Raw genomic sequence first — 1,579 nt, 5'->3', positions numbered from 1 at the left:
CGTTAACTACAATTCTATGTATATAAAATCAAAGTATAAATTATAAATATCTCAGATATTCATTTATTTATCATCCTATCTGTATACAATATCAGCGGCTATTAAATAAGGTACACTCATAAGGTACAACCATGAAAAAACAGATCAGCTTATTGGCACTTTTATGCACCGCTTCTGGTGCTTACGCAGAATCAGCACCTAAAAATGTAATTTATATGATTGGTGACGGCATGGGTCCGGCTTACACCACGGCTTATCGCTATTTTAAAGATGACCCTGCAACAAAAGAAGTAGAAGGCACGGTTTTTGACACTATTTTAAAAGGCATGGCGCATACCTACCCTGACGACCATACTTATGTAACAGACAGTGCAGCGGGTGCTACAGCGCTTAGTAGCGGTCATAAAAGTTATAATGGCGCGGTTGGTGTAGATACAGACAAAAAACCAGTTAAAACTATGCTTGAAATAGCAAAAGAGCGTGGTATGACAACAGCGCTTGTTGTAACGTCACAAATAAACCATGCAACACCTGCTAGCTTTACAGCTCACAATGAATCTCGTTACAACTACGATGATATTGCCAACGATTATATTGATAATAAGATTGCTGGTAAATTACCCGTTGATTTAATGCTAGGTGGCGGTACTAAATATTTTATTCGAGATGACCGTAATTTAGTTGAAGAATTTAAAGCGGCAGGTTATCAATATGGCGACGATATTAATAATCTGGGCCAAATCACACAAATACCTGCCATTGGTTTGTATGCAAGCAAAGGCCTGCCATTTGCACTTGATATGAACCCAACTCGCCTTACTCAGTTAACATCTAAAGCGCTTGGTTTACTAGATAACCAGAACGAAGAAGGCTTTTTTGTGATGATTGAGGGAAGCCAAATTGATTGGTGTGGTCACTCTAACGATATAGCCTGTGCGATGGCTGAAATGGACGACTTTGCTAAATCAATCGAAAAAGCAAAAGCGTACGTTGATAAAAATAAAGACACTATACTTGTAGTTACAGCCGATCACTCAACGGGCGGCTTAACTATTGGTTCGCACGGCCAATTTAAATGGGAAACAGACGTAATTAAGGGTGTTAAGGCAACTGCTAGTAAGTTAACAGACAAACTTATGGAGTCTAAAGACTTAAAACCAGTATGGACTGCTAACACCAATATTGAATTTACAACCGAAAACCAAATCAAACTTGAGCAAGCTAAAAAAATGGGCGAAAAAGCGCTTAATTTAGCTGTTAAAAGTATTATTAGTGATGCGAGCTTTACTGGCTGGACAACCGGCGGACACACCGCTGTAGACGTTCAAGTATTTGCCTATGGCAAAGGCAGTGAGCAATTTATTGGCTCACAAAATAATACTGATATTGCCGATAAGCTAATTGGCTTTATTGAACAGTAATACCAATCCGCAATAATACTTAATCAATTTGAGGGGTTAAATCTGACGTTAACTACGTTAAAAATTTCTGATATAGAACAACTAAATAACGAAATTTTTGCCTTGTTATCAACACGATTTTCTTCCCTCAAAATAGATCACTTAATTAAGCGAATTGG

At 37.9% G+C, this 1,579-nt stretch carries 1 protein-coding gene; it reads left to right on the top strand.

Annotation, left to right across the window (positions count from 1 at the left end):
• Positions 1–131 precede the first annotated feature (131 nt).
• Positions 132–1,421, top strand: a complete 1,290-nt coding sequence (locus GQR46_RS19470) for an alkaline phosphatase (protein ID WP_165742189.1) — start codon at positions 132–134, stop codon at positions 1,419–1,421.
• Positions 1,422–1,579 lie beyond the last annotated feature (158 nt).

The organism is Pseudoalteromonas sp. Z1A6 (genome assembly GCF_011378745.1).
Classification (GTDB): Bacteria; Pseudomonadota; Gammaproteobacteria; order Enterobacterales; family Alteromonadaceae; genus Pseudoalteromonas; species Pseudoalteromonas arctica.
Note: the sequence above shows the minus strand (reverse complement) of the source record. Positions and strands in the feature narration are given on the sequence as shown.